This is a genomic window from Streptomyces sp. DS1-CR2 (genome assembly GCF_055760475.1).
Genome location: NZ_CM147085.1, coordinates 2,154,244 through 2,179,414 on the forward strand (window position 1 = coordinate 2,154,244; position 25,171 = coordinate 2,179,414).

Here is a 25,171-nt window from a genome sequence, read left to right on the forward strand (position 1 = left end):
GGCGCCGTCACGGCAGCCACTCGCCGTGCTCGCGCTCGGCCCACTCCCTCCCCACGAACCCGGTCCGCATCCCGAGCCGCGCCTCGGGGTCCGCCCATGCCTTCGCGATGTGTCCGGCGACCACGATGCCGAGGGCGAGGGACAGCCAGTCGTGCACGAAGGTGCTGCCGGTGCGCCAGGTGAGGGGGGCGATGGGGGTCCCCCCTGCTCGAGCGAAGCCGAGAGCTTGGGGGAGGGTGGACCACATGAGCAGGCCCGTGCCGAGCATCACCAGGACCGCTCCCCCGAGCCAGCCCGCGTACAGCTTCTGGCCCGCGTTGAACTTGCCCGCGGGCCTCGGGCCCGAGCGGCGCAGGGCGGAGCGCAGCCAGGTGCGGTCGTGCGGGACGAAGCGGTTCAGGCGGTGCAGGTCGGCTCGGAAGGCGCGGGACGCGAGGCCGGCGAGGTAGGGCGCGGGCAGCAGGAGTCCGGACCACTCGTGGAGCCTGACCACGAGTTCCCGGCGGCCGACGAGCTCCGCGAACTGGGGCACGTACAGGCAGGCCGCCGTCAGGATGCACAGGCCCATGAGGGCCGCCGTGGACCGGTGGACCCAGGTCTCGGTGCGGGTGAAGCGCCTTACGCGCGCCGTGAGTTCAGTGGGTGGGTTCATCGTCGCGTCCGTTCGAGCGGCCGACCCACGCGTCCACGTCGTAGCCGCGCTCTTCCCAGTAGCCGGGTTCGACGCGGTCGGTGACGGTGATGCCGGACAGCCATTTCGCCGACTTGTAGAAGTACATGGGGCCGACGTAGAGGCGGACCGGCCCGCCGTGGGAGTGGGCGAGGGGCTTGTCCTGCATCCGCAGCGCGACGAGCACGTCGGCGCGGCGGGCCTGGGACAGCGTGAGGCTCTCGCTGTACGTGCCGTCGAAGCAGGTCAGCCGCAGCGCCTTGGCGGACGGCCGGACCCCGGCCGCGTCCAGGACGGTGGACAGGCGTACGCCCTCGAAGGGGGTTTCCGGCACGCGCCACCCGGTGACGCACTGGACGTCGCGCACGAGGCGGGTCTGCGGGAGCGCCCGCAGCGCGGGAAGCGTGTAGGTGGTCGGCCGGTCGACGAGGCCGTCGACGGTGAGGCGGTAGTCGGCGGCCGGCCTGTCGGGGACGGAGGAGGCGACCGAGTAGTAGCGGAAGCCGCCGCCGTTCGGCAGGAGGTCCGTCAGGCCGGTGGGGTCCTTGTCCGCGGCGCCGCCGAGGAAGGATTCGAGGCCGCGCTGAAGGGTGGGCGCGGCGGCGACGCCGAGGGCGCCGAGGGCGAGCATGCCGAGGACGAGACGGCGGCCGACGGGCGCGCCTCGCTGCTCGCCTTGCTCGGGCGGTACGGGTTCTTCCGGGTTCACCCACTGATTCGAGCACCCGTGGCCGCCGGTGGCCAGTGGCCACGGGTGTTCGTCAGCGTTCTGTCACTTCTGGGCGGGCACGCCGGCCGCCTTCTCCAGCTGGAACGCCTCGTTGCCGAGACCGATCCTGGCGTGCGCCTCGGGGTTCCTGCCGCGCAGGACGACACCGTGGACGAAGCCGATGACGGCGGCCAGCGCGATGATGCCGGGCAGCACCCAGTTGAGGGAGGAGCCGGGGCCCGAACCGACGAGGACGTCGAAGTCCTTGACCGTGTAGAAGGCGATGACGAGCAGCGCGATCCCGGCGATCCCCGACGCGGTCAGGCGCCAGATCTGAGCGCCCGCGGCGCCGCGCCTGACGAAGAAGACGATCACGGCCAGCGAGGCGGTGGCCATCAGCAGGATGATGCCGAGGGCGCCGACGTTGCCGCCCCAGGTGAAGAGCTTGAGCACGGGCGCCGTCGGGTCGCCCGCCTTGCCGTCGTCGGTGACCGCGAAGGCCACGACGATGATCAGGGAGAGGGCGGTCTGGAGCAGGGAGCCGGTGCCGGGCGCGCCGCTGGAGCTGTTGGTGCGGCCGAAGGCGGCGGGCAGCAGTCCCTCGCGGCCCATGGCGAAGGCGTAGCGCGAGACGACGTTGTGGAAGCTGAGGAGCGCCGCGAACATGCCGGTGACGAACAGGACATGGACGATGTCCGTGAACGTGCCGCCGAGCCTGCTCTCCGTCAGGAAGAACATCAGGCCCGCGCTCTGTTTCTGCGCGGTCTGGATGATCGCGGAGGGTCCCGCGGCGACGGTGAGCGCCCAGGAGCTGATGGCGAAGAAGACGGCGACGAAGCCGACCGCCATGAACATCACGCGCGGCACGAGGATGTGCGGGCGGCTGGTCTCCTCCGCGTACACGGGCGCCTGCTCGAAGCCGGTGAAGGCGGCGATGCAGAAGCACAGGGCGGTGCCGACGCCCGCGCCGGTGAGGGTGTCCGGATTGAAGGCGTGCAGCGACAGGCCCTCCTTGGCCGGGTCGCCGAGCGCCGCGATGTCGAAGACGACGACGAGCGCGACCTCCACGAGCAGGAGCACGCCGAGGACGCGCGCGTTCACGTCGATCTTCAGCAGGGCGAGCGCGCCGACGGCGAGCACGGCGACCAGCGCCGGGATCCACCAGGCGATGCTGAGGTCGAGGTAGGTGGCGAGGAGGTTGGACACCTCGAAGCCGAACATCCCGTAGATGCCGACCTGGAGGACGCTGTAGGCGACGAGCGCGACCAGGGCGGCGCCCGCACCGGCGGTCGGGCCGAGGCCGCGGGATATGTACGCGTAGAAGGCGCCGGCGTTGTGGACGTGCCGGCTCATCTCGGCGTAGCCGACGCTGAAGAGGGCGAGGACGACGCCCAGGATGAGGAAGAGCAGCGGCTGCCCGACGACGCCCATCACGGCGAACGTGGTGGGCATGACGCCGGCGACCACCATGAGCGGGCCCGTCGCGGCCAGCACGGAGAGCAGCAGGCCCGCCGTGCCGAGGCGGCCGGCACGCAGAGCGCTCTCCTGTCCCTTGAAGGTGTTGATCCCCGTGTCGGACGCGGGGGGTGGTGCCGTGTCGCTCGTGCTCGAACTGCCCGTCGTCATGGCGGGGTTGTCCCTTCCCTGTGGATGAGCGCTGCTGGTGCGGGTGTCTGGGGATGCCTGGGGCGTCGTCCTAGGCCGTGCCGAGCGCGGCGCGGCGCGCGGCGCTGAACGCTTCGTGCGGATCCCGGTCCGGGTACGACCAGGGGGCCGCGGTGGCGTGCCGGCCGATGCGGTGGAACAGGGCGGCGGCCTCCGCGGGCCTGCCCTCGCAGGACTTGGCGTGGGCGAGGAAGTTCAGGTCGACGCGGCCGCGCGGATGAGCGGGGCGCTCCGCAGAGCCCCATTCGAGCCACCAGTCGAAGGCTGTCTTCATCACGAGGCGGGCGCGGCGGCCCGTCCAGTGTCCGGACGCCTTGGGATCGGGCGGTTCACTGCCGGCGGCGGCGAGGACGCGGTAGCGCTCGGCGTGCGCGACGACGGGGAGGACGGCCAGCGGTGATCCGGGTCCGGCCTGTTCGGCGGCCCAGGACGCGAAGTCGTAGACCTCGTGGAGCGGGTCCTGGCCCGCGTCGGGGCGGCGTTCGGCGAGCCTGGCGACCATCAGGTGGTGGGCGTGGTGGTGCTCGGGGTGGCGGTGGCGGATCTCGTCGAAGAGGTGGACGACGTCCTCCTCGCGGCCCATGTCCCGTTCCAGGAGCAGGAGTCCGAGCCAGGGAGTGGGGTCGGCGGGCGCGAGGGCGGCGGCGGCGCGGCAGGCGTCGCGGGCCTTTTCGGGTCGCGACTTGCCGATACGGGCGCGCTGCACGGCGGCGAGGGCGAGCAGGACGGCGGCGTCGGCCGACTCGGGTTCGGCGAGCCGCCAGTCCCTGACCCAGGCGGTGGTCGTGGGTTCCTCGGCGAGGACGACGACGCGATGGCCGCGGCGGTCCCAGTCGTCGCCGGTGGCCGAGATCAGTTCCCTGGCCTCGGTCCAGCGCCCCTGAGCGAGGGCCGCGCGGGCGGCCACGAGGCCGCTGTCGTCGAGTGCGGAGTCGAACGGGGCGGCGGCCCGCTTGCGGGCACGCCCGAGTGGTGGCGGGGGTGGGGGCACCGCGGGAAGTCCTCTACGACGCGGCTTGCTTGAGGTGATCACGCACAGCAAAGCGGTACGGGGCGCTCCGAGTCAAGGGCGGACCAAGGGATGACCTTCACCAACTCGTTTCACAATCCTCCGAGTTCACCCTCGCGATCCGCCAATTCCCTTTCTTACCTGGGCTGTTGAGCCGGTGACACGAGACAGCACCCCGGACCCGAGAGGAAGCGTCCGGAGTGCTGTCAAGGCGAGATTCAGCCGGTCGCGGCGGCAGCGGCGCGGCCCGCCGTGCGGCCCGAGAAGAGGCAGCCGCCGAGGAAGGTCCCTTCGAGGGAGCGGTAGCCGTGCACGCCCCCGCCGCCGAACCCGGCCGCCTCCCCCGCCGCGTACACGCCCGGCAGGGGCTCACCGCCGTCGGTCAGGACGCGCGAGGACAGGTCGGTCTCCAGGCCGCCGAGGGACTTGCGGGTGAGGATGTTGAGGCGCACGGCGACCAGCGGGCCCGCCTTCGGGTCGAGGATGCGGTGCGGGGCCGCGGTGCGGATGAGGCGGTCGCCGAGGAACTTGCGGGTGCCGCGGATGGCGGTCACCTGGAGGTCCTTGGTGAAGGGGTTGACGATCTCGCGGTCGCGGGCGACGAGGGTGCGGCGCAGTGCGGCCTCGTCGATCAGGGGACCCGACGACTTCTCGGCCAGGGCGTTCATGCCGCGCACGAGGGCGGGGAGGTCCTTCTCGATGACGAAGTCGGCGCCGTTGTCCATGAAGGCCTTGACGGGCGCCGGTACGTCGGCGCGGGCCCGGTCGATGACGCCGCGCACGGACTTCCCGGTGAGGTCGGGGTTCTGCTCGGAGCCGCTGAGGGTGAACTCCTTGCCGATGATGCGCTGGTTGAGCACGAACCACGTGTAGCCGTACCCCGTCTTCATGATGTGGTCGAGGGTGCCGAGGGTGTCGAAGCCGGGGAAGAGCGGCACGGGCAGGCGCTCGCCGCGCGCGTCGAGCCACAGCGAGGACGGGCCCGGCAGGATGCGGATGCCGTGCTTGTCCCAGATGGGGTTCCAGTTCTCGATGCCCTCGGTGTAGTGCCACATGCGGTCCCGGTTGATGAGGTGCGCGCCCGCGTCCTCCGTTATCCCGAGCATCAGACCGTCGACGTGCGCGGGCACGCCGGAGAGCATCTTCTCGGGCGGGGTGCCGAGGCGCTCGGGCCAGTGGGCGCGGACCAGGTCGTGGTTTCCGCCGATGCCGCCGGAGGTGACGATCACCGCCTGCGCCTTGAGCTCGAAGGAGCCCGTGACCGTACGGCTGCTGCCCTGGCCGCGCTCGATGGACGACGGTTCGAGGATCTCCCCGCTGACGGTGTCGACGGCGCCGGCACTGCGGGACAGGCCGGTCACCCGGTGCCGGAACTTCAGCTGTACGACACCGCGCGCCACGCCCTGCCTGACGCGGCGCTCGAAGGGGGCGACGAGGCCGGGTCCGGTCCCCCAGGTGATGTGGAAGCGGGGCACCGAGTTCCCGTGCCCGTTCGCGTCGTAGCCGCCTCGCTCCGCCCAGCCGACCACGGGGAAGAACCGGACGCCCTGCTGGTGCAGCCAGGACCGCTTCTCGCCCGCGGCGAAGTCGACGTACGCCTCGGCCCACTTGCGCGGCCAGTGGTCCTCGGCACGGTCGAAGCCGGCGGTGCCCATCCAGTCCTGGAGCGCGAGCGCGTGGCTGTCCTTGATCCGCAGGCGGCGCTGCTCGGGCGAGTCGACGAAGAAGAGACCGCCGAAGGACCAGTGCGCCTGACCGCCGATGGACTGCTCCGGTTCCTGGTCCAGCAGGATCACCTTGCGGCCCGCGTCCACGAGTTCCGCCACCGCCGCGAGCCCGGCGAGGCCCGCCCCGATCACGATCACGTCCGCGTCGTACGTCGTCATTGGGGTCCGTCCCTCTCGAAAGTTACCGGTGGGTCAGATCTTGGGCACGGGGGTCGGCGGCGTCAACCTCGCCGACCGGGTCACTCACGGGGCAGCCGGTGCCGCGGGGCGCTATCGTCGGCCATACACCCGTGCAACGACCCGCCCACGGCCGATCTTGATACCTGCAATGTCGAGGTGCGCAGCGTGTCGGTTCTCGTACTCGTCCTCGCCGTCTCCGCGGCCTTCTGTCTGGGCATCGGATTCGTGCTCCAGCAGAACGCGGCGCAGCACGCCCCGCTGAGCGACTTCCTGTCGCCGCGCCTGCTCCTCGACCTCGTTCGGGTGCCCCGCTGGCTGTTCGGCATAGGTTTCATGGTGTGCGGCATGGTGCTCGGCGCGATCGCGCTGGGCAACGGGGAGATCTCCCTCGTCGAGCCGCTGCTCGCGACCAACCTCCTGTTCGCGCTCGCCCTCTCGCGCCACCAGACCCGCCAGCCGCTGGGCAAACAGGGCTGGGCGGGCCTGGCCCTGCTCGCGGGTGGGGTGACGGCCTTCATCGTGGCGGGCGAGCCACGCAGCGGGGACGAGGTCAACGACCCGCTGCGGCGCTGGCTGATCATCGGCGTCATGGTGGGCGGCGCGCTGCTGCTCACGGCGTACGCGAAGAAGTCACGGATGAGCGCGGCCCCGGTCCTCCTCGGCGTCGCGGCCGGGCTCCTCTACGGGGTGCAGGACGCGCTGACGCGGATGAGCGGGCAGCTGTTCTCGTCGGGCGGCTGGGCCGGGTTGCTCACCAGCTGGCAGCCGTACGGGGTCCTGGTGCTGGGCGTCACGGGCCTGATCCTGGTGCAGAGCGCCTTCGAGATGGCGCCGCTGCGGATGTCGCTGCCCGCGCTGACGGCGGCGCAGCCGCTTGCGGGCATCGCGTGCGGGGTCGGCTTCATGGGCGACCAACTGCGCATGGATGCCGGGGCGCTCGCCTGGCAGGCGACCGGGCTCACGGCGATCGTTTCGGGGATCGTGCTGCTCGGGATGCATCCGGCGATGCCGACCGCGGGCCCTCGGGAGGGGGACCGGGCGGGGGTGGGGGTCTGAGCTGCCGGGGTCTGAGTTGCCAGGGTCTGAGCTGCCAGGGTCTTCCGGGTTCTGATGTCATGGGCGCATGACCCCTCCCACCGATCCCACGAACGCCGCTGAAGACGCTGCCGCCCCGGACCCGGCGGCGGAGGTGCTCGACATCGTCGACGAGCACGACCGGGTGGTCGGACAGGCCCCGCGCGGCGAGGCCTACGCACGCGGACTGCGCCACCGGTGCGTGTTCATCCAGGCCAGGGACTGTGCCGGCCGGATCTTCGTGCACCGCCGCACCCCGACGAAGCTGGTGTTCCCGTCCCTCTACGACATGTTCGTCGGCGGCGTCGTGGGCGCCGGCGAGTCCTACGACGACGCTGCCCTGCGCGAGGCGGAGGAGGAACTCGGCGTGTCCGGGCTGCCGCGCCCCGAGCCGCTGTTCAAGTTCCTGTACGACGGCGGGGCGGGCCGCACCTGGTGGTCGTACCTGTACGAGGTGCGCTGCGAGCTGCCGGTGGACCCGCAGGCCGAGGAGGTCGCCTGGCACGGCTTCCTCACCGACGAGGAGCTGGAGCGGCGGCTTCCCGAGTGGCCGTGGGTGCCGGACGGGCTCGACGCGTACGAGCGGCTGCGGGCCTACCGCGCAGGGGCCACGGGCCTGCCCGGGCCGCCCGGATAAGGTCACCCCGTGATCGAATTTGTACGCAGCGTCCGCCTCTGGTTCGCGCCCGAGCGGGTGCGGGAGGACGGCGAGACACCCGACTACCGCTTCTCCCTGGCCAACGAGCGCACGTTCCTGGCCTGGCTGCGCACGGCGCTCGCGCTGATCGGCGGCGGGTTCGCCGTGGACCAGTTCCTGCCGGACCTGCGCTGGGCCTGGCGGGCCGGGCTCGCGCTCGCGCTGCTCGCGGCGGGCGCCCTGTGCTCCCTGCGCGCGGTCAGCCACTGGGTGCGCTGCGAGCGGGCGATGCGGCGGGGCGAGGACCTGCCCGTCTCGCGGTTCCCGGCACTGTTGAGCGTGGTCGTGGCGCTGGTGGCCGTCGCGATGGTGGTGGTCGTGCTGGCCGGGTGGGCGGGGTGAGCGGCCCGTCCGAACCGCCCTGCGACGCACGGGGCGAGGGAGGAACGGCCGGGCGCGATCCGGGGCTCCAGCCGGCGCGGACGCGGCTCGCCTGGCGGCGGACGACGCTGTCCTGCACCGTGGCCGCGATCCTCGCCGCCAAGACGACGCTGAGCGGCGGCGCGGACACCCTCGGCGTGCTGGGCGCTGCCCTGTGCTTCCTGGCGTGGCTGGGGTTCCTGGCGGTGGCGCACCGCCGGATCCGCGATCTGGCGCTGCACGAGGCCGGGCCGCCCGCACTGACCGGGCGCGCGGCCGTGGTGGCGGTGGCCTGCTCGGTGGCGCTGGCCGCGTTCGCCGCGGCGCTGGTGGTGTGACGGCGGCCTGCGCCGCTTCCTGCCCGCCGGTCAGTCGGTCAGTGGTCAGTCGGTCAGTCGGTCAGTCGGGCCACGGCACGGTGACCACGATCTTGCCCCTGGAGTGGCCTTCGGCGCTCAGCCGCTGGGCGTCGGCGGCCCGCTCCAGCGGGAACGTCTCGTCGACGTGCACCGTGACCACGTCCTGTTCCGCGAGGTCCGCGAGGCGCGCGAGGTCGGCGGCGTCGGGGCGCACGAAGACGTAGTGCCCGCCCAGGTCGACGACCGAGCCGTCGGCGATGGACGCGAGCCGGCCGCCCGGCGCGAGCAGGTCCGCGGACACCTTCAGGGCCTCCCCGCCGACGGTGTCGAACACGTCGTCCACGCCCTCCGGAGCGAGCGCCCGCACGCGCTCGGCGAGGCCCTCCCCGTACGTGATCGGTTCGGCGCCCAGCTCCCGCAGGAAGTCGTGGTTGCGTTCGCTCGCCGTGCCGATGACGCGGGCGCCGAGGTGGCGCGCCAGCTGGACCGCGATCGACCCGACGCCGCCGGCCGCCGCGTGGACGAGCACCACATCGCCCTCCTGCACGGCGAGGGCGCCGGTCAGGCCCTGGTAGGCGGTGAGTCCGGCGAGCGGCAGCCCGGCGGCCTCCTCGTAGGTGAGGTTCCGGGGCTTGCGCGCCAGGGTGCGCACGGGCGCGGCGACGTACTCGGCGAAGGTCCCGCGGGAGAGGAAGTCCTCGCGTACGTACCCGATCACCTCGTCGCCGGTGACGAACTCGGTGACGGCGGAGCCGGGCTGGACCACGACGCCGGACACGTCCCAGCCGGGGATCACGGGGAAGACGGCGTCGAACACGGGGTCGAGGTAGCCCTCGCGGGCCTTCCAGTCGACGGGGTTCACCGCTGCCGCCCTGACCTTCACCAAGACGGCGTCGGGCCCGACCTTCGGGTCGCTCACCTCCCCGTATTCGAGTACCTCGGGACCGCCGTAGCCGCTGTAGCTGATCGCCTTCATCCGATGTACTCCTCGTGAAAGGCACAGGAACAGCACAAGGGTTCCATGGCGGAGTGATTCGGGCATTTCCGGCTAGCCTGACTCCATGACCACTCTCCACCGGGAACACCCCGTCCACGAGCACACCCACGGCGAGGGCTGCGGCCACGCGGCGGTCCCGCACGGCGACCACGTCGACTACGCGCACGAGGGGCATCTGCACGCGGAGCACAACGGCCACTGGGACGAGTGCGAGCCCGGCGCCCACACCACGCACCAGGGCCACGAGCACCAGCACGGCCCGGACTGCGGGCACCAGGCCGTCACGCACGGCGATCACGTCGACTACGTCCACGACGGGCACCGGCACGCGCAGCACGACGGCCACTGGGACGACCACTGACGGTCCGCGGGCCGCGCTGGGTGCGGCCGGCGTTCTCGCCGGACGCACCCGCACCGCCCGGCCGCGGGCAGTAGCGTACGAGATGGATCACATTCAGCCCCCGCCCTGGACGACATACCGACCGGTCGGCATCATGTGACGCGACACCGCTTCACTCTGCCTCCGGAGGACATCGATGAGCGCCGGCCACCCCCCAGGTCTTGATCTCGACCAGCTGCGCGGCCACCTCGACCGGGAGCGCCCGGGGCTCGTGGCCGGTCCGCTGTCCGGGCGTCTCGTCGAGGGCGGCCGGTCGAACCTCACGTACGTCGTCGGCGACGGCTCGTCGACCTGGGTGGTCCGCCGCCCGCCGCTGGGCCATGTACTCGCCACCGCGCACGACATGAAGCGCGAGCACCGGGTGATCAGCGCCCTGTACCCGACGTCCGTGCCGGTGCCCGAGGCGCTGCTCATGTGCGAGGACGACAGCGTGCTCGGCGCGCCGTTCTACGTGATGGAGTACGTGGCGGGCACGCCGTACCGCACGGCCGGCCAGCTCGCGCAGCTGGGCCCCGAGCGCACCCGCGCCGCCGTGCTCGCCCTCGTGGACACCCTCGTCGACCTGCACGCCGTGGACCCCGCCGAGGTCGGCCTCGCGGACTTCGGGCGGCCCGAGGGGTTCCTCGACCGGCAGCTGCGGCGCTGGGGCAAGCAGCTCGACGCGTCCAGGAACCGCGAGCTGGCCGGCGTCGACGAGCTGCACGCGGCGCTCGGCCGCTCGCTGCCCGCCTCGCCCGCGCCCACGGTCGTGCACGGCGACTACCGCCTCGACAACGTCCTGATCAACGAGGACGCCGACGGCGTCGACCGGATCAAGGCCGTCCTCGACTGGGAGATGTCCACGCTCGGCGACCCGCTCACCGACCTGGGCCTGCTGGTGATGTACAGCGCGAAGCTCGACATGCCCGACTCCCCCGTCTCCACGACCGCCGCGGCCGCCGGACACCCCGACCCCGCCGAGATCATCGAGCGGTACGCCGCGCGCTCGGGGCGCGACGTCCGCGCCGTCTCCTGGTACACGGCCTTCGCGTGGTTCAAGCTCGCCGTGATCCTCGAAGGCATCCACTACCGCTACACCCTCGGCCAGACCGTCGGCGCCGGCTTCGATCGCATCGGCGAGCTCGTGCCCGTCTTCATCGACCATGGCCTGACGACCCTTCAGAAAGGCTGACCCGCAATGGACTTCGCATTCGACGCGCGCACCGAGGAACTGCGCGCGAAACTCCTCGCCTTCATGGACGAGCACGTGTACCCGGCCGAGGCCGTCGCGCACGAGCAGCGCGCGCAGCTCGCCTCCCCGTGGGACACCCCGGCCGTCGTCGAGGAGCTGAAGGCCGAGGCCAGGCGGCAGGGCTTGTGGAACCTCTTCCTCCCCGATGCCGAGTACGGCGCCGGGCTGACCAACCTCCAGTACGCGCCGCTGGCCGAGATCACCGGCCGCAGCCCGCAGTTGGCGCCCACGGCCCTCAACTGCGCGGCCCCCGACACCGGCAACATGGAGGTGCTGAGCCAGTTCGGCGACGAGCGCCAGAAGAAGCAGTGGCTGGAGCCGCTGCTCGCCGGTGAGATCCGCTCGGCGTTCGCGATGACCGAGCCCGAGGTGGCCTCCTCGGACGCCACGAACATCACCACGCTCATCGAGCGCTCCGCCGACGGCTCCGAGTACGTCATCACCGGCCGCAAGTGGTACATCTCCGGGGCGATGAACCCGGACTGCAAGGTCTTCATCGTGATGGGCAAGACGGACCCCGACGGCGCCGACCTCCGCCGCCAGCAGTCCATGGTGCTCGTCCCCCGCGACACCCCCGGCCTGGAAATCCGGCGCGCCATGCAGGTGTACGGATACGAGGACCACTACCACGGCGGACACGCCGAGGTCGTCTTCGACCAGGTCCGCGTACCCGCGAGCAACCTGATCGGCGAGGAGGGCGGCGGCTTCGCCATCGCCCAGGCGCGGCTCGGCCCGGGCCGTATCCACCACTGCATGCGGCTGATCGGCATGGCCGAGCGGGCCATCGAGCTGATGTGCCAGCGGGCCGTGGCCCGTTCGGCGTTCGGCAAGCCGCTGGCCCAGCAGGGCGTCGTACAGGAGTGGATCGCGGACGCGCGGGTCGCGGTGGAGCAGCTGCGTCTCCTCGTCCTGAAGACGGCCTGGCTGATGGACACCGTCGGCAACAAGGGCGCCCACACGGAGATCCAGTCCATCAAGATCGCGGCGCCGCGCACGGTCGTCGACATCATCGACCAGGCCGTGCAGCTGCACGGAGCGGGCGGCGTCAGCCAGGACTTCCCGCTGGCCGAGCTGTGGGCGGGAGCGCGCACCCTGCGCCTCGCGGACGGCCCCGACGAGGTCCACCAGCGCTCGCTGGCCCGGCGCGAGCTGAAGAAGTACCTGTGACGCGGTGACCCCGTGACGGCGAAGGGCCCCGCACTCGGCTTGAGTGCGGGGCCCTTGGCCGTGTGTCAGAGCGCGAGCGGCGTCAGGGACGCAGTGCGCGCAGCAGCAGGTCCGCCAGGTGGTCCGCGACTTCCTGCGGGGCGAGCGGGCCGCCCGGGCGGTACCAGGTGGAGAGGTGGTGCACCGAGCCGAAGTGGTAGTCGACCACCAGGGCGGCGGGCGTGGCCGTGGAGAACACGCCGGACCGCTGGCCCTCCTCGATCAGAGCCTTGAAGCGCTCGTGATAGCGCCGCCGCTCGGCCCGCACCTGCTTGTTCTTCTCCGGGCTGAGGTGGTGCATGGAGCGGAAGAAGATCGACGCGTCGTCGAGGTTCTCGATGGTCGTGACGACCACGTCGGCGGCGGCGTCCCGCACCCGCTGCTCCACCGGGGCGTCGGCGTCCGCGAACGCGTCGAGACGGTCCTGCTGCAGGCGGAGCACGCGCGCGTACACCTCGTGCAGCAGGTCGTCCTTGGAGCCGAAGTAGTGGTAGAGCGCGCCCTTGGTGACGCCGGCCGCCTCGACGATCTCCTGGACCGAGGTGCGGTCGTAACCGCGCTCGGCGAAGAGCCGGGTGGCGGCGGCGAGCAGCCTCTGAGGGACGGGCGTACCGTCTCCGTCCGACGTCCTGGGCACTGCCGCCACCTGCCTTTCTCCTGCGATCAGCTGTTCTGTGTACGGGAACGCAGTTCCCGCCGGAGGATCTTCCCACTTGTCGTCTTCGGCAGCTCGGGCAGGATCTCCACCTCGCGCGGGTACTTGTACGCGGCGAGCCGCTCCTTGCAATAGGCGGACAGGTCGCCGGGGCCCACCGAGGCGCCCGGGCGCAGGCTCACGTACGCCCTGACCGTCTCCCCGCGATAGGGGTCGGGGACGCCCACGACGGCGGCCTCGCGCACCGCCTCGTGGGTGTAGAGGACGTCCTCCACCTCGCGGGGCCAGACCTTGAAGCCGGAGGCGTTGATCATGTCCTTCTTGCGGTCGACGACGTAGAGCCAGCCGTTCGCGTCCATGAAGCCGATGTCCCCGGTGCGCAGTTCGCCGTCCGGGAAGGACTCGGCGGTGGCGTCGGGGCGCTTCCAGTAGCCGGGCACGACCTGGGGGCCGCGGACGGCTATCTCGCCCTGCTCGCCGAAGGGCACCTCCTGGCCGAGGTCGTCCACGATCCGGACGACGCTCTCGGGTCCCGGGACGCCGACGGCGAGGGCGCCGGAGACGGGGTCGACGGGCGCTTCCTTGCCGGGCGGCACGGAGGCGCAGGGGGCGGTGCACTCGGTGAGGCCGTAGCCGTTGTGGATGTAGGGGCCGAAGCCGGCCCGGAACTTCTCCACGAGGGCGGGCGGCACCGGCGCGCCGCCGGACGAGATCGACTGGAAGGAGGCGAAGTGCTCGCGGGTCGCGGCCGGGTGCGCGGCGAGCGCCATGAACGCGGTGGAGGGACCCACGGTGTAGGCGGGCCGGTGCTCGGCGAACGCGTCCAGGACGACGCCGGCCTCGAAGCGGTACGCGAGGGCGAGGGTGCCCGTGTTCGCGAAGGAGGAGACCAGCTCGCAGACCATGCCGGTGATGTGGAAGAGCGGTGCGAGCCCGAAGTACGTGCCGCCCTCGGGGATGCCGAGTCCGGTGCGCTGGCGCTCGGCGTTGTACGTGATGTTGCGGTGCAGGTTCGTGGCGCCCTTGGGCGTGCCACTGGTGCCGGAGGTGTAGCTGATGAGCGCGATGTCGTCCGGGCGCGGGTCGCGGCCCTCGGGCGCCGCGTTGCCCTGGCGGGCGACCGTCAGGAGGTCGTCGGCGTCCTCGGCCTGCGGCTCGACGCGTTCGAACTTCAGGACGCGCTCGTCGCCCCGCGTCTGGAGGTCCAGCTCGCAGGCGGTGAGCACGATCCGTACGGGAGAGTCCGCGGCGGTCTCGCGCAGATACGCCTCCCAGGCCCGGTCCGAGCAGATCAGGGCGGTGACGTCGGCGTCGTGCAGGACGTGGGTGACCTCGCCCGACTTGTACATCGGGTTGACCGGGACGACGGTGGCGCCCGCCTTGTAGGCGGCGAGGAGGCCGATCACGAAGTGCGGCGAGTTCTGCAGCATGAGGGCGGCGCGGTCGCCGCGTCCGAGACCGCGCGCGGCGAGGTGCCCGGCGACGGAGTCGCTGAGCTCGTCCAGCTCCCGGTAGCTGAGGCGGCCGTCGAAGTAGGCGACGGCGGTGCGGTCGGGAGCGGTGCGGACCGCGGCGCGGAAGGCGTGCAGCACGGAGTCGGCCGGGGTGACCGGGGCCCGTTGTGCCTCGGAGAGCCGGCCGAGCCAGGGCTTGGCCGCGTAGATGGAGGAGCTCACTTCTGTGCGGCCTCCCACTTCTGCTGGATGTGGTTCATGTTCGACAGCCAGCGGTCGGGCGTCGCGGCCCTGGCCTCGTAGTAACCGGCGACCTCGGGGTGCGGGAGGATCAGGAAGCGGTCCTCCGCCATGCCCGCGAAGAGCGCGTCGGCGACGTCCTCGGGCTCGATCGCGGTCGGCGCGAGGACGAGCTCCCCGGCCGATCCGGAGGCGGTGAGCATGTCCGTACGCACGCCCTGCGGGCAGATCGCGTGGACCTTGAGCCCGCGGTGGCGGTAGGTGAGGGAGAGCCACTCGGCGAAGGCGTACGCGCCGTGCTTGGTGACGCTGTAGGGCGCGGCGCCGACCATCGTGAGCAGTCCCGCCGCGGAGACGGTGGAGACGAAGCGGCCGGTGCCGCGCTCCAGCCAGCCGGGCAGCAGGGCCTTCGCGGCGCGGACGTGGGCCATCACGTTGACGTCCCAGGCGTCGGCCCAGATCTGGTCGTCGGCGTCCTCGGTGCCGCCGGAGGCGAGCCCCGCGTTGGCGCAGTAGACGTCCACGGTGCCGTCCAGGGCGTCCAGCGCCTCGGGCACGATCTCGGAGGCGTCGCCCGGCACCGCCGTGGCGCCGATCTCGTCCGCGACCGCCTTGGCCTTCCCCGCGTCCAGGTCGTTCACGACGACGCGCGCTCCCGAAGCGGCGAAGCGGCGGGCGAGCGCGGCTCCGATGCCGCCTCCCGCGCCGGTGACGACGACCCCCGTGCCGTGCAGGCTGTCCACCATCGGTCTCCCTTGACTCGACTTTCCGTCACAGACTAAGCAGTCGGTCAGCTCAACGGAAGAGGTGTCGGCGGTCGGCTTCGTTCCGCGGGGACGCGGCGCACGCTAGCGTGCGTGCACATGCCGCCTTCCGCGATCACGGAGGTCACCACATGAACGTGTCCAGACGGAGCCTGCTCGCCGCCACCACCGCCTCCGCGGTGGCCGCCACGGCGGGCGCGGGGTCCCCCGCGCTCGCCGCGGGGAAGGACGGCGGCCGGCTCCGCACCGGTTTCGAGCGCCTCGCGGACGACGGATACCGGATCCTCGCCGGGCAGAAGGTCGGCTTCGTGACCAACCCGACCGGCGTCACGCGCGACGTCAAGCACATCGTCGACGTGATGCACGCCGACGAACGGGTGAAGCTGACCGCGGTGTTCGGGCCCGAGCACGGCTTCCGCGGCACGGCGCAGGCCGGCGGCTCGGAGGGGCGCTACGACGACCCGGCGACCGGACTGCCGGTCTACGACACCTACTTGAAGAGCGGGCAGGCGCTGGCGGACATCTTCACCGCGTCCGGTGTCGACACGGTCGTCTTCGACATCCAGGACGCGGGCGCACGCTTCTACACGTACATCTGGACGCTCTACGACTGTATGGAGGCCACGCAGCTCGCGGGCAAGAAGTTCGTGGTGCTCGACCGCCCGAACCCGGTGACCGGCCGGAACGCCTACGGGCCCGTCCTGCACAAGGAGTTCGCGACGTTCGTCGGCCGCCGCGAGATCTCCCAGGCCCACGGGATGACGGTCACGGAGCTGGCGCGCCTGTTCAACGGCGAGTACCTCGCGAAGCCCGTCGATCTCGAGACGGTCCGGATGGCGGGCTGGAAGCGGCGCGACTTCTACGACGCGTCGGGGCTGCCGTGGGTGCCGCCGAGCCCGAACATGCCGACCCCCGACACCGCGCTGGTCTACTCGGGCACCTGCCTGTTCGAGGGCACGAACCTCTCCGAGGGCCGCGGCACGACCCGCCCCTTCGAACTGCTCGGCGCCGAGGACGTCGACGGGCGCTGGGCGGCCGCGGCCAATGAACTCCACCTGCCCGGCGTGGACTTCCGCGAGGCGTACTTCGCGCCGACGTTCTCCAAGTTCCAGGGCAAGACGATCGGCGGCGTGCAGATCCACGTCAGGGACCGGGCCGCGTACGACCCCGTACGCACCGGCATCGCGCTCCTGGTGACGGCGAAGAAGTCCTGGAGCGGCTTCGCGTGGCGCTCGGACAACTGGATCGACAAGCTCACGGGGTCCACCCAGGTGCGGACGATGATCGACGCCGGGGCGTCCACGGACGAGGTGGTCACGGCCTGGCAGGGCGAACTGGCGGCGTTCCGGGCGGTGCGCGGCCGGTACCTGGCGTACAAGTAGGACGCAGCCCCGGACGTCTCGCGATACGGGATGACACGTTTCGCGTATTGACTGCCATGTACACGTACAACCACAGTGCAGTACGTGCTCAAAGACGCCTCTTCCTCGCGGCGGGCACCTGGCTGGCCGCGACCCGTTCCGACGCGGGCGGGCGCCGCAGGCTGGTGCTCGCCGGCGCCGGGCTCGCGGTGGTCTGGGGTCTGGCCCTCTTCCCGCTCATGGACACCGGGCAGCCCGTGCTGATCGCGCTCGCCCTGGACGGCGCGCTGTTCTGCATGGGTGTCGTGTACGGGCCGATGGGCGCGTATCTGCCGGAGCTGTTCGGGGTGCGCGTGCGCTACTCCGGGGCGTCGTTCGCGTACAACCTGGGCGGGGTGCTCGGCGGCGCGGTGGCGCCGCTCGTGGCGACGCGGCTCCAGGGCGAGTTCGGCTCGTCCTCGGTGGGCTGGTACGTCAGCGCGATGGCCGTCGTCTCCCTGCTGTGCGTCCTCGCCCTCCCGGAGACACGGGAGCGCGAACTCGGCTGACCTGCCATTGACCTTCCATGGGGCACGCGCGCGCGTGCCCCATGGAAGCGGTCGACTACGGCCGGTGTGAGGGGAATTCGACGACCTGCTGGTATGTCGGACGGTTCTGCCACTGGATCCCGCGGTGCGTGATGCCGCCGAGCGCCCGGTGGATGATCGTGTCCGAGCACCACTGGTCGCCGGCCTTGCACGCGTCGTCGCCGGGGTAGACCTCGGCGGCGGGCTCGGCAGCGGCCTGCGTGAGCGTGGCGAGCAGGGCGTCGCGGCAGGCGTCGAGCTTGCCACCGCCGCAGTAGGCGGCGCCGAGCCTGCCCTTCACCGGCTGCCCGAGGACCGTACGCAGGTCCTTGTCGACGTAGCCCCACCAGCCGTACTGGAAGGCCGATCCCGCGTGCGCGCCGGTCGGGCCGTGGCCCGCGGACGGCGACTCGTCGACGGCCAGCCGGCCGGTGAGCGCCCCGTACAGGTCGCCCCCGAGACCGGGTTCGAACTCGGCCTTCACCAGGAGCGGCCACCAGGCGTCCATGATGCGTACGGCATCCGGGTGCGCGTAGGTGTGCGAGCCGGCCGCGGTCTGGTTGCGCTGGGCTCCCGCCTTGCGCCAGGCCTCCAGCTGCTGCACGGCCTTGTTCAGGGCCGGGTCCTCGACGGGCTTGCTGCGGACGACCTCGAGGATCTCGGGCAGCACCTGCTCACCCCGCAGATCGGTGAGGGCGGCCTCCTCCATGGCCTGGGTGAGCGAGGCCCTGGTGACGCCGCCGTCGGCGACGAGCCGCTTCACGCGCCAGTCGAGCAGATCGGCGCGGTGCACGGCGCCGAGGCTGAAGTTGGCGGCGCCGAACCCCTTGGCCTGCTTGTTGTTCCAGGAGACGTAGTAGTCCTGGTCGACGGAGTTCGGGTGCTCGGACGGCGGCGCGTACGCGGCCGTGTTGTCCTTCGGGTCGAAGTCCCGCCACTCGTAGGCCTTTTCGGCCCTCACCGGGAAGGAGGCGTCGACGTCGTCGGCGCGCACCGGGTTGGCGCCGCTGTTGTAGTACGCGATGTCGCGCGAGTCGGCGTAGAACCAGTTGAAGGCGTAGCTGATGTGCTGCGCGGCCTTCTCGAAGGTCGCCGCGTCCTTCACGTACGACGGGTCGTTCAGCATCTGGAAGCCGATGATGGAGTCGGCCTCGTGCCGGTACGTCGAGCGCAGTGAGGTGTACGCGACGGGCTTGCCGTCGACGGTCGCCCGGTGCGTGACGATGCCGTACTTCGTGCGGAAGACCTGCATCCGGTAGGAGCCGGCCGCCGTGGAGTCGGCGAGGGTCGGCTTCCAGGCGTTCTTCCTCTCCAGCTTCTCCATGGGCGTGCAGGTGCCGCGGTACAGGTAGTTCGTGGACTGCCGGGTGGGCGTCGCGCCGCCCGGCTCGCACAGCTGCACGGCGTACGTGTCCGTGATGTCCTGGCCCGCCGAGGTCGCCGACCAGGCGTAGTCCTGGCCGCGGCCGAGCTGGATGTACATGCCGACGCCGGCGAACGAGACGCCGCGCGCGCTGATGCCCGGACCCTGGAGCTCCTGCATCATCAGCAGCTGCGGAGCGAAGTACCCGGTCTGCGGGCCGAACACGGCGACCGGGTGGCCGGACGCGGTGTGCTTGCCGGAGACGAGGAGGGCGTTGGACATGCCCTTCTTCGAGTCGGAGTTCCTGAACGTGTCCGCGGGCAGCACGCCCTTGTCGTACATGCCCTGGAGCGGCTTGAGCTTCGCCGGTGCCTTGACGGGGGTCTTGCGCCCCGCCTCGGCCGGCTTGGCCGAGCCCTCGCGGTCGAAGACGAGCGGCTCGCTCTCGACGGTGCCCTGGTCGGGCAGCGCCTCCCCGCGCGGGTTCTTCGGCTTGGCCCCGTACGGGAAGCTCGTGCCGTCGTGGATGGTCGCCACGGCCTCGGGGTCGTCGCGCCCGCGGAAGGACTCCCAGACCTCGGTGCCCCGCTCGACGCCGTACTTCTGCTGCGCCGACAGGAGCGAGAGGGCCTGGCCGACCTCTCCCCCGCCGCCGCCCCCGAAGAGGCCGCCGACGACCGAGGCCAGCGCGATCATGTCGGTCACCTTGAACGGCTGGATCTCGCCCACGTTCGTGATCGCGTCGATCTTGCCGGTCAGGACGTACTCGCCGGGGAAGTAGCGGCCGTTCTTCGACTGCTCGCGATAGGCGTTGAGCCCGTCGATATACGCCTGCGCGTCGTCCATGGCCTGCTTGCCGCGCTCGCCCTGCGTGGTCCTGATGTACTCGACCTGCCGCTGAAGGTCCTGCTCGGTGTACGGGGCCTGCGGCCAGAACTCCTGCTCGAGCCCCTGGTTCGCGAGGGCGCCGCCCGCGAACGACGTGAGCTCCCCGCGGCCGATGTGCCGGAACAGGTCGATCAGCCAGAGCCGGTCCTGACCTGCGGCGTAGCCGGCGCCGAACTCTGTTCCGTAACGCGTGGAACCTTTGACGTGGGGTACACCGTTCTTCTTGTCACGGGTGATCGTCACATCGTCGCGGGGGCGCGTGACGGAACCGACCTGACCATCGGGGACCCCGAAGGAGGAGTCGTTGAAGAACTGGGTGAGGGTGTCGTCCGTCAGGGACGGATATCCGGCGGAGAGCGCGTCGTAGGGGCCGAGTTGATCGTCGGCGTGGGCGGGCTGGGTGCCGAGGACGCGGTGGCTGAGAATCTCGGCCAGCGTGGCGCTGCCGTTCGCGCCGGGCGGCAGGATGTCCGCGCACCGGCCCGCGCAGTAGTCGGGCGCCGGTGGCGGCTCCGCGGCGGACGCCCCGCCGGCCGGGGACAGCAGCCCCGCCGTGAGGACGAACACCGCTGTGGCGGCCGTGCGCTTGAGAGTTCTACGGAGGCTTCTGTGCTGGGTGGTTCGTGGGGTGCGCCGTCGCATGCCTGATCCTCCCGACGATGGTGCGCCGGAGGTTACCGGCGGTAGACCCCCGGCTGAAGATGAACATGCGTCAGTTTTTCGGAATCGCCACACGAGACCCCCTGGGACGTATCGGCCCCAGGAGGTGCCGCTGATGGAGTCCATCGGAAATCGGATGGAAGGGCATGGATCCGAATCGAGTGTCGATACGTCTATTCGGCGACGTCCGTTCGACGACGACGCCGAAGTACATGTACGTGTGACGGAGGTGCAGACGATGGCCGGATTCCGGAGTCTGGCGAGACAAGCGCGCGACCCGCGCAACGATCTGGCGCTGCGGCGGTACTCGCTGCGCAAGTGCCTGGAGCGGTTTGCCCCTTACGGGCACCGTGCGACCTGGGACCACCTGTGCTCGCGGGCCGGGTTCGATCCCGAGGACCGCTCCCCCGAGCCGGCGCGGCTGACGGCCGCGCTCGACGAGCTCGAGGAGGCGCGGGCGGTCTGGCTCGCGTACGAGACGCAGTTCGCGGAGCGCCGCCGCAAGGAGAAGCACGACGGGCTGCGCAGCCCGGGCACGGTCGACGACTGGCACCGGCTGACCTGGGGCGGCTTCGGCGTCGCCTGGTGCGACGACCCGATGGTCCATCCCTGCGAACCCCTCGCGGAAGTCCTGAACCGGCTGATCGCGGCCCTGGAGCGCGAGCCCGGCACGGCCTGTCCCGTCTGCAAGGGCACGGCACTCCTCTGGAAGCACGGCCTCGCGCACGAACCGTCGTCGGGACCGGTCTGCACCCACTGCGGCATCGTGGTGCCGCGCCCCGTCCTCACCCCCGCGTCCCTGGCCGGAGCCTGGCGGGCGCGGGTCCTTGTCTCGGCGTGAGCGCATCGGCATGGGCACGACTGCACGAGCACGGCTGTGTGAGCACGACGGGGGTGCCGCCCATGAGCCGCACCCCCGGTCCACTCACCTGCCTCAGCCGCTCGGTGTGATCACGTCCGTCTGGACGGCCAGCTTGAACTCGGCGAGGACCAGCGGCGTACGGATCAGCGCGTCGCCCGCCCCGCGCACCGAGATCTTCAGGCCGACCGGGGTTCCCGGGTGCACGAACATCTGCCAGGTGTACGACCGGTACTGACCGCCGCCGGTCGGCGCCGAGTCCGTCGTGGCGGTCGAGTCGTAGCCGGTCGAACCGGCGAGCGGGTCGCGCACGAAGCGTGCCCTGAACTCGCGCGGTCCGGAGTCCGGCTCCCAGAAGACCAGCGCGGACAGGGTGCCCCACCCGTCGTGACTCGGCCGGATCAGACCCGAGTGGGTGTCCGGGTACTTGGACCCCTTCGGCGGGTCGTGCATCTTCCAGGGGTCGTACGACTCCTCGCCCGCCGCGTAGGGGAAGCGGACGAGGTGGTAGCCGTCGCGGTCATAGGTGATCTTCTGCGGGCCCGAGCGTGCGGCCTCGTACTTCAGCGAGCAGATGGCGAGTCCCATACGTGCCTCCCCGAGATACGTCCTGCCGTCCTGCCCTCATTCATCCCCAACTCCCTTGCGGGTGAAGACATCCGGACGCCCGGATCCGATTGCGGACGGATACGGTCACACGTCCCGGCGCCGTACGACGAGCAGCGCCAGGGCGAGCGTGACCAGCGGCCAGAGGGCGTACACGGTCCAACTCCCCGCGACCGTGGCCCCGTTGTACGCCTCGGGCGGCGTTCCGTAGATCTGGGCCAGGCGCTGCCACGCGTTGCGCACCATCGCGTGGGCGAAGGTGACGGACAGCTGTCTTGTCGCCGTACCGCTTGGTGAGTTCGCTGACTTCGATCACGAGGGCAACGGTGCCGGTGCGGATGCGGGGCGCGCATCGGCCCGTCGGCGGCCCTCCCCGGGGACGGCATGCACCCGTGGGATGCAGCCCGTGGGCTCATGCCGGGCGCGGGCCGCGCACCTACGATCCCTGTGTGGACGCCACCTCGACACTCTCGCCGCCCGAGCGCACGTTCGGTCGCTCCCGCTCCGTCCTGACCTGGATCGGCGCGCTCCTGTATCCGTTCATGGCGCTGCTCCCCGCGGTCGAAGCGGGCCGGCGCGCGCCCGGCATCCTCCCGGCCTGCGGGTCGGCGCTCGCGGCGGTCCTGCTCGTCGGCATGATCCGGCGCAGGCCCATGGCGGCCCTGGTCATGACGCTGCTCGTCACCGCCCTCGTGCCGCCGGTGGCCAAGTACCACGGCCCTGTGTGGTTCGTGCCGTTCGTCGCGGTCGACATCCTGCTCGGGTACGTCGTCGCGACCCGCACCCCGCGGGCGTCGGTGGTCGCCGTCTGCCTCACGTTCCTCACCCAGTGCCTGACGATCCTCGGCTTCACGCACGGGCCCGACAACCTCGTCGTGATCGGGACGATCGCCCTCCTGGCGCTGGTCACCGCCTGCGTCGTGGGCCTCCTCGGCAGCGAGCGCCGTCGGTACGCGCACGAGCTGCGGTTGCACGAGGTCGCCGAGGCGATCACGGCCGAACGGCTGCGGATCGCCCGCGAGTTGCACGACCAGGTCGCGCACAGCATCGGCATCATCGCGATCCAGGCCGGAGTCGGCAGCCGGGTCATCGAGACGCAGCCGCTGGAGGCGCGGGCCGCCCTGAGCGCCATCGAGGCCACGAGCAGGGAGACCCTGTCGGGGCTGCGGCGCACGCTCGTCGCGCTGCGCAGGTCGGGCCCTTCTGCGGAGTCCGAGGCGGTGCCGTACGGACCCGCGCCGGGCCTCGGCGACCTGGAGCGCCTCGCGGCCACGACCACGGACGCGGGCGTCGAGGTCGACCTGCGGTGGAGCGGGCAGCGGTGTCAACTGCTGCCCGACATCGACCTGTCGGCGTACCGGATCGTGCAGGAGGCGCTGGCCAACGTCGTGCGGCACTCGGGCGCCGGGCGGTGCCGAGTCGGCGTCGGGTTCGGGGAGGATGAGCTGTCCGTGGAGATCGTCGACGAGGGGCGTGGGATGCGGGGCGCGGGGACGGGCGTGGGGTTCGGGATCACCGGGATGCGGGAGCGGGTGGCGCTGCTGCACGGGGAGTTCAGCGCGGGGCCGCGGCCGGAGGGCGGATTCCGGGTGGCGGCACGGCTGCCGCTTCCGGAGCCGGTGGCCACACCGGCGGACGGCACCGCCGCGGCCGGGGCGGACGCCCGATGACCGTGCGCGTGGTGCTCGCCGACGACCAGCCGCTCGTACGCTCCGGGCTGCGCGTCCTCATCGCCGACACCCCCGACCTGGAGGTCGTCGGGGAGGCCGCGAACGGCGAGGAGGCGGTCCGGCTGGCGAAGGAGGTCAGCCCCGATGTGATCGTGATGGACATCCGGATGCCGGGCATGAACGGGATCGAGGCCACGAACCTGGTCACCTCGGGCCCGGGGGCGACCCGTGTGCTGGTGCTGACCACCTTCGACGAGGACGACCACGTCTACGGCGCGCTGCGCGCCGGCGCGAGCGGTTTCGCGGTCAAGGACATGGCGCTCGACGACATCCTCGCCGCGATCCGGGTCGTCGCCGCCGGGGACGCGCTGATCGCGCCGGGGATCACGCGCCGCCTCATCGCGGACTTCGTGGGGCGCCCCGAGCCGTCGCCCGCCCGGCCGCCGCGCCCGGTCGAGGGCATCACCGAGCGGGAACGCGAGGTCCTGACACTGGTGGGGCTCGGCCGGTCGAACAGCGAGATCGCGGACGAGCTCTATATCACCGTGGCCACGACCAAGTCGCACGTGGCGCGCCTGTTCACCAAGCTGGGCGCCCGGGACCGAGTCCAACTGGTCATCATCGCCTACGAGTCGGGGCTGGTCTCGGCGCCCCGCTGAGCGGCGGCCCCTCAGGCGCCCTCCCGGTTCTCCTTCATCAGGCGGGAGCCGGTGAGGCGCTCGCCGAACACGTCGTCCGGGTTGGAGAGCACACAGTTCTCCAGGGACAGACAGCCGCAGCCGATGCAGTCGGTCAGATGGTCGCGCAGCCGCCCGAGCTGGGTGATGCGCTGGTCCAGTTCGGAGCGCCAGGCCTCGGAGAGGTGCGCCCAGTCCTCGCGGGTCGGGGTGCGCCCCTCGGGCAGCTCGGACAGCGCGTCACGGATCGTGGCGAGCGGGATGCCGACGCGTTGCGCGGCGCGGATGAACGCGACTCGGCGCAGGGTGTCGCGCTGGTAACGGCGCTGGTTGCCCGTCGTGCGGCGGCTGCTGATCAGGCCCTTGGCCTCGTAGAAGTGCAGGGCCGAGACGGCGGCTCCGCTGCGCGCCGACAGCTGACCGACGGTGAGTTCGTGGATCTTCACTGGAATCTGGGGCACTGTGCCGAGCCTACTGGGCGGACCCTGCCGCCGTTGACAGAGGTCGCCCGCCCTAGCATGCTGAGCAAGCGCTTAGACATTGCCTTAGAGATCCGCACATGGTGCATGCATGGGAGGCCAGGACATGGCAGAGCCGAGGGTTTTCGCGACGGTCGACGCGCTGCGCGCGGCGGTGGGCGAGCAGCTGGGGTACAGCGACTGGGTCGAGATCGAGCAGAAGCGGATCGACCAGTTCGCGGACGCCACGGGTGACCACCAGTGGATCCACGTCGACCCCGAGCGCGCCAAGGACGGGCCGTTCGGCACGACGATCGCGCACGGTTATCTGACCCTGTCGCTTCTCCCGCTCTTCGGACCGCAGCTGATCAAGGTCGACGGCATGAAGATGGGCGTGAACTACGGGACGAACAAGGTCCGCTTCCCCGCCCCGGTGCCGGTCGGCTCCCGGCTGCGCGCCACCGCGAAGATCACCGGCGTCGACGACGTGCCCGGCGGCGTCCAGGTCTCGGTCGCCTTCACCGTGGAGCGCGACGGCGGCGACAAGCCGGTGTGTGTCGCCGAGTCGGTGTCCCGGTACTACCTCTGAGTCCCCTGGGTCACACAGGCGAGACCGTGGAGGTGGAACACCCCCACGGTCTCGTCGACTTCCGAATTCGCCTGCGT

General features: G+C 71.5%; 26 protein-coding genes. 13 read left to right on the top strand and 13 right to left on the bottom strand.

Annotation, left to right across the window (positions count from 1 at the left end; genetic code table 11):
• Positions 1 to 7: 7 nt before the first annotated feature.
• From ACY0PA_RS10700 to ACY0PA_RS10720, 5 genes are all read right to left on the bottom strand, one after another.
• The gene (locus ACY0PA_RS10700; RefSeq protein ID WP_473084411.1) at positions 8 to 652 is read right to left on the bottom strand and encodes a cytochrome b/b6 domain-containing protein; all 645 of its coding nucleotides are present in this window, start codon (positions 650 to 652) and stop codon (positions 8 to 10) included.
• Entirely contained in the window at positions 636 to 1,379 is a 744-nt protein-coding gene (locus tag ACY0PA_RS10705) for a molybdopterin-dependent oxidoreductase (RefSeq protein ID WP_473084412.1), read from the bottom strand. The genes ACY0PA_RS10700 and ACY0PA_RS10705 overlap by 17 nt, the downstream gene beginning before the upstream one ends.
• A 63-nt stretch (positions 1,380 to 1,442) precedes the next feature.
• Positions 1,443 to 3,005, bottom strand: a complete 1,563-nt coding sequence (locus ACY0PA_RS10710) for an APC family permease (protein ID WP_473084413.1) — start codon at positions 3,003 to 3,005, stop codon at positions 1,443 to 1,445.
• Between the two features lie 70 nt (positions 3,006 to 3,075).
• Positions 3,076 to 4,035: a hypothetical protein gene (locus ACY0PA_RS10715; protein ID WP_473084414.1), complete on the bottom strand. Its 960-nt coding sequence runs from the start codon at positions 4,033 to 4,035 to the stop codon at positions 3,076 to 3,078.
• A 236-nt stretch (positions 4,036 to 4,271) separates the two neighbouring features.
• Positions 4,272 to 5,939, bottom strand: a complete 1,668-nt coding sequence (locus ACY0PA_RS10720; protein ID WP_473084415.1) for an FAD-binding dehydrogenase — start codon at positions 5,937 to 5,939, stop codon at positions 4,272 to 4,274.
• Between the two features lie 186 nt (positions 5,940 to 6,125).
• On the opposite strand from ACY0PA_RS10720, the gene ACY0PA_RS10725 reads away from it, so the two are divergent.
• From ACY0PA_RS10725 to ACY0PA_RS10740, 4 genes are all read left to right on the top strand, one after another.
• On the top strand, positions 6,126 to 7,016 hold the full coding sequence (locus ACY0PA_RS10725) for a DMT family transporter (RefSeq protein WP_473084416.1): 891 nt from the start codon (positions 6,126 to 6,128) through the stop codon (positions 7,014 to 7,016).
• Positions 7,017 to 7,083: 67 nt separating this feature from the next.
• A complete protein-coding gene (locus tag ACY0PA_RS10730; protein WP_473084417.1) occupies positions 7,084 to 7,671 on the top strand; it encodes an NUDIX hydrolase in 588 nt (195 codons plus the stop codon).
• A gap of 9 nt (positions 7,672 to 7,680) precedes the next feature.
• On the top strand, positions 7,681 to 8,073 hold the full coding sequence (locus ACY0PA_RS10735) for a YidH family protein (RefSeq protein ID WP_100598136.1): 393 nt from the start codon (positions 7,681 to 7,683) through the stop codon (positions 8,071 to 8,073).
• Positions 8,070 to 8,429 carry a DUF202 domain-containing protein gene (locus ACY0PA_RS10740; protein ID WP_473084418.1) on the top strand — a complete coding sequence of 120 codons (360 nt, stop codon included), beginning with the start codon at positions 8,070 to 8,072 and terminating at the stop codon, positions 8,427 to 8,429. Before ACY0PA_RS10735 ends, ACY0PA_RS10740 begins: the two co-directional genes overlap by 4 nt.
• Before the next feature lie 61 nt (positions 8,430 to 8,490).
• Here the strand turns inward: ACY0PA_RS10740 and ACY0PA_RS10745 are convergent, their stop codons facing one another.
• Complete coding sequence (locus ACY0PA_RS10745; RefSeq protein ID WP_473084419.1) at positions 8,491 to 9,426, bottom strand: NADP-dependent oxidoreductase; 936 nt, start codon at positions 9,424 to 9,426, stop codon at positions 8,491 to 8,493.
• 85 nt (positions 9,427 to 9,511) lie between these two features.
• Between ACY0PA_RS10745 and ACY0PA_RS10750 the strand changes: the two genes are divergently transcribed.
• The 3 genes from ACY0PA_RS10750 to ACY0PA_RS10760 all read left to right on the top strand — a co-directional run bounded on the left by ACY0PA_RS10750 (position 9,512) and on the right by ACY0PA_RS10760 (position 12,245).
• A complete protein-coding gene (locus ACY0PA_RS10750; RefSeq protein ID WP_473084420.1) occupies positions 9,512 to 9,808 on the top strand; it encodes a hypothetical protein in 297 nt (98 codons plus the stop codon).
• A 175-nt stretch (positions 9,809 to 9,983) separates the two neighbouring features.
• On the top strand, positions 9,984 to 11,018 hold the full coding sequence (locus ACY0PA_RS10755) for a phosphotransferase family protein (RefSeq protein ID WP_473084421.1): 1,035 nt from the start codon (positions 9,984 to 9,986) through the stop codon (positions 11,016 to 11,018).
• A 6-nt stretch (positions 11,019 to 11,024) separates the two neighbouring features.
• Positions 11,025 to 12,245, top strand: coding sequence for an acyl-CoA dehydrogenase family protein (locus ACY0PA_RS10760; RefSeq protein WP_473084422.1), 1,221 nt, complete (start codon positions 11,025 to 11,027; stop codon positions 12,243 to 12,245).
• Between the two features lie 82 nt (positions 12,246 to 12,327).
• Here the strand turns inward: ACY0PA_RS10760 and ACY0PA_RS10765 are convergent, their stop codons facing one another.
• From ACY0PA_RS10765 to ACY0PA_RS10775, 3 genes are read right to left on the bottom strand one after another with little or no spacing between them, the layout of a single operon-like run.
• On the bottom strand, positions 12,328 to 12,921 hold the full coding sequence (locus ACY0PA_RS10765; protein WP_473086286.1) for a TetR/AcrR family transcriptional regulator: 594 nt from the start codon (positions 12,919 to 12,921) through the stop codon (positions 12,328 to 12,330).
• 26 nt (positions 12,922 to 12,947) lie between these two features.
• Positions 12,948 to 14,615, bottom strand: coding sequence for a class I adenylate-forming enzyme family protein (locus tag ACY0PA_RS10770; RefSeq protein WP_473084423.1), 1,668 nt, complete (start codon positions 14,613 to 14,615; stop codon positions 12,948 to 12,950).
• A complete protein-coding gene (locus ACY0PA_RS10775; RefSeq protein WP_473084424.1) occupies positions 14,612 to 15,379 on the bottom strand; it encodes an SDR family oxidoreductase in 768 nt (255 codons plus the stop codon). Before ACY0PA_RS10775 ends, ACY0PA_RS10770 begins: the two co-directional genes overlap by 4 nt.
• A gap of 149 nt (positions 15,380 to 15,528) precedes the next feature.
• On the opposite strand from ACY0PA_RS10775, the gene ACY0PA_RS10780 reads away from it, so the two are divergent.
• Both ACY0PA_RS10780 and ACY0PA_RS10785 read left to right on the top strand, forming a co-directional pair.
• A complete protein-coding gene (locus ACY0PA_RS10780) occupies positions 15,529 to 16,779 on the top strand; it encodes an exo-beta-N-acetylmuramidase NamZ family protein (RefSeq protein ID WP_473084425.1) in 1,251 nt (416 codons plus the stop codon).
• Between the two features lie 56 nt (positions 16,780 to 16,835).
• Complete coding sequence (locus ACY0PA_RS10785; protein WP_473086287.1) at positions 16,836 to 17,306, top strand: MFS transporter; 471 nt, start codon at positions 16,836 to 16,838, stop codon at positions 17,304 to 17,306.
• 55 nt (positions 17,307 to 17,361) lie between these two features.
• On the opposite strand, the gene ACY0PA_RS10790 is transcribed toward ACY0PA_RS10785, so the two are convergent.
• Positions 17,362 to 20,217: a penicillin acylase family protein gene (locus ACY0PA_RS10790; RefSeq protein ID WP_473084426.1), complete on the bottom strand. Its 2,856-nt coding sequence runs from the start codon at positions 20,215 to 20,217 to the stop codon at positions 17,362 to 17,364.
• A gap of 256 nt (positions 20,218 to 20,473) precedes the next feature.
• On the opposite strand from ACY0PA_RS10790, the gene ACY0PA_RS10795 reads away from it, so the two are divergent.
• The gene (locus ACY0PA_RS10795) at positions 20,474 to 21,076 is read left to right on the top strand and encodes a hypothetical protein (RefSeq protein WP_473084427.1); all 603 of its coding nucleotides are present in this window, start codon (positions 20,474 to 20,476) and stop codon (positions 21,074 to 21,076) included.
• Positions 21,077 to 21,169: 93 nt separating this feature from the next.
• Here ACY0PA_RS10795 and ACY0PA_RS10800 read toward each other — a convergent pair whose 3' ends face one another.
• Together ACY0PA_RS10800 and ACY0PA_RS10805 are read right to left on the bottom strand one after the other, a co-directional pair.
• Complete coding sequence (locus ACY0PA_RS10800; RefSeq protein ID WP_382607008.1) at positions 21,170 to 21,682, bottom strand: hypothetical protein; 513 nt, start codon at positions 21,680 to 21,682, stop codon at positions 21,170 to 21,172.
• A 105-nt stretch (positions 21,683 to 21,787) separates the two neighbouring features.
• Positions 21,788 to 21,946 (bottom strand): hypothetical protein, encoded by a 159-nt coding sequence (locus ACY0PA_RS10805; protein ID WP_473084428.1) that lies wholly within the window; start codon positions 21,944 to 21,946, stop codon positions 21,788 to 21,790.
• 203 nt (positions 21,947 to 22,149) lie between these two features.
• Here ACY0PA_RS10805 and ACY0PA_RS10810 point away from each other — a divergent pair, with 203 nt between their 5' ends.
• The gene (locus ACY0PA_RS10810; protein ID WP_473084429.1) at positions 22,150 to 23,370 is read left to right on the top strand and encodes a sensor histidine kinase; all 1,221 of its coding nucleotides are present in this window, start codon (positions 22,150 to 22,152) and stop codon (positions 23,368 to 23,370) included.
• Complete coding sequence (locus tag ACY0PA_RS10815; RefSeq protein ID WP_473084430.1) at positions 23,367 to 24,029, top strand: response regulator; 663 nt, start codon at positions 23,367 to 23,369, stop codon at positions 24,027 to 24,029. The genes ACY0PA_RS10810 and ACY0PA_RS10815 overlap by 4 nt, the downstream gene beginning before the upstream one ends.
• A gap of 11 nt (positions 24,030 to 24,040) precedes the next feature.
• Here the strand turns inward: ACY0PA_RS10815 and soxR are convergent, their stop codons facing one another.
• Positions 24,041 to 24,508 (bottom strand): redox-sensitive transcriptional activator SoxR, encoded by a 468-nt coding sequence (gene soxR, locus ACY0PA_RS10820; protein WP_266566075.1) that lies wholly within the window; start codon positions 24,506 to 24,508, stop codon positions 24,041 to 24,043.
• A 124-nt stretch (positions 24,509 to 24,632) separates the two neighbouring features.
• On the opposite strand from soxR, the gene ACY0PA_RS10825 reads away from it, so the two are divergent.
• Positions 24,633 to 25,094, top strand: a complete 462-nt coding sequence (locus ACY0PA_RS10825) for a MaoC family dehydratase (protein WP_473084431.1) — start codon at positions 24,633 to 24,635, stop codon at positions 25,092 to 25,094.
• The last annotated feature ends 77 nt before the right edge of the window (positions 25,095 to 25,171 follow it).

Excerpts from the sequence above, each read along its gene's own strand:
- ACY0PA_RS10700 (WP_473084411.1), bottom strand. The coding sequence starts at position 652 with ATGAACCCACCCACTGAACTCACGGCGCGCGTAAGGCGCTTCACCCGC.
- ACY0PA_RS10710 (WP_473084413.1), bottom strand. The coding sequence starts at position 3,005 with ATGACGACGGGCAGTTCGAGCACGAGCGACACGGCACCACCCCCCGCG.
- ACY0PA_RS10720 (WP_473084415.1), bottom strand. The coding sequence starts at position 5,939 with ATGACGACGTACGACGCGGACGTGATCGTGATCGGGGCGGGCCTCGCC.
- ACY0PA_RS10730 (WP_473084417.1), top strand. The coding sequence starts at position 7,084 with ATGACCCCTCCCACCGATCCCACGAACGCCGCTGAAGACGCTGCCGCC.
- ACY0PA_RS10745 (WP_473084419.1), bottom strand. The coding sequence starts at position 9,426 with ATGAAGGCGATCAGCTACAGCGGCTACGGCGGTCCCGAGGTACTCGAA.
- ACY0PA_RS10750 (WP_473084420.1), top strand. The coding sequence starts at position 9,512 with ATGACCACTCTCCACCGGGAACACCCCGTCCACGAGCACACCCACGGC.
- ACY0PA_RS10755 (WP_473084421.1), top strand. The coding sequence starts at position 9,984 with ATGAGCGCCGGCCACCCCCCAGGTCTTGATCTCGACCAGCTGCGCGGC.
- ACY0PA_RS10760 (WP_473084422.1), top strand. The coding sequence starts at position 11,025 with ATGGACTTCGCATTCGACGCGCGCACCGAGGAACTGCGCGCGAAACTC.
- ACY0PA_RS10775 (WP_473084424.1), bottom strand. The coding sequence starts at position 15,379 with ATGGTGGACAGCCTGCACGGCACGGGGGTCGTCGTCACCGGCGCGGGA.
- ACY0PA_RS10780 (WP_473084425.1), top strand. The coding sequence starts at position 15,529 with ATGAACGTGTCCAGACGGAGCCTGCTCGCCGCCACCACCGCCTCCGCG.
- ACY0PA_RS10785 (WP_473086287.1), top strand. The coding sequence starts at position 16,836 with ATGTACACGTACAACCACAGTGCAGTACGTGCTCAAAGACGCCTCTTC.
- ACY0PA_RS10790 (WP_473084426.1), bottom strand. The coding sequence starts at position 20,217 with ATGCGACGGCGCACCCCACGAACCACCCAGCACAGAAGCCTCCGTAGA.
- ACY0PA_RS10795 (WP_473084427.1), top strand. The coding sequence starts at position 20,474 with ATGGCCGGATTCCGGAGTCTGGCGAGACAAGCGCGCGACCCGCGCAAC.
- ACY0PA_RS10800 (WP_382607008.1), bottom strand. The coding sequence starts at position 21,682 with ATGGGACTCGCCATCTGCTCGCTGAAGTACGAGGCCGCACGCTCGGGC.
- ACY0PA_RS10805 (WP_473084428.1), bottom strand. The coding sequence starts at position 21,946 with ATGGTGCGCAACGCGTGGCAGCGCCTGGCCCAGATCTACGGAACGCCG.
- ACY0PA_RS10815 (WP_473084430.1), top strand. The coding sequence starts at position 23,367 with ATGACCGTGCGCGTGGTGCTCGCCGACGACCAGCCGCTCGTACGCTCC.
- ACY0PA_RS10825 (WP_473084431.1), top strand. The coding sequence starts at position 24,633 with ATGGCAGAGCCGAGGGTTTTCGCGACGGTCGACGCGCTGCGCGCGGCG.